Source organism: Falsochrobactrum shanghaiense, from assembly GCF_003149535.1.
Taxonomy (GTDB): Bacteria; Pseudomonadota; Alphaproteobacteria; order Rhizobiales; family Rhizobiaceae; genus Brucella; species Brucella shanghaiense.
In genome coordinates this window covers 1-512 of record NZ_QGDB01000046.1, presented here as the reverse complement: position 1 = coordinate 512, position 512 = coordinate 1, and the positions used below count along the sequence as shown (strand labels likewise).

The following is a 512-nucleotide window of genomic DNA, read 5'->3' as shown; positions in this document are numbered from 1 at the left end:
CTGAACCTGCGCGGCCTTCAACTCTCCATACTCCGCCTCCACGAAGCGCGCTTGACGCAGCCGGAGCAAGACGTTGGGGCTGTCAATCGCCTGAGGGGTTTCCTCGCGCGGGATGCCGACAAGGACCATATTTAAGATCCCCCCGCCTCGCGTTTGAACGGTCAACAGGACGCCGCCGACGTGAAGTTCCCGCGCCTCGTCAATGACTGCCGGAATGTCGGCGGCCTGGACGATGCAGGGCAACTCTACCTCGGTTGGGTCGATCACCAAATGGTCCGCGATCATCGACCCGTCCTCTACGGGGTGCTCCATAAGTTGAGCGGTTTCAAAGACGGACGTGCTAAGGGGGCGCAAAGCCGCCAACACCTGAGCCATGTCCTCAGATCGGTAGATGGCCACCACGTCGGCAGCCTGAGAGGCCCGTTCTGCGTTGGTCGTCAATGCGAAACCCCATCGTCCGTGTCTTGAACCGCTCGGCGCGTCTCGCTTTGTAGCGACGTGGCAAAGGCCGA

General features: G+C 61.5%; 1 protein-coding gene. It reads right to left on the bottom strand.

Annotated elements, in window-relative coordinates:
- Window positions 1-441: phage baseplate protein (locus DKP76_RS18955; protein ID WP_146198965.1), on the bottom strand; the 441-nt coding region annotated here is incomplete at its 3' end.
- Between the last annotated feature and the right edge of the window lie 71 nt (window positions 442-512).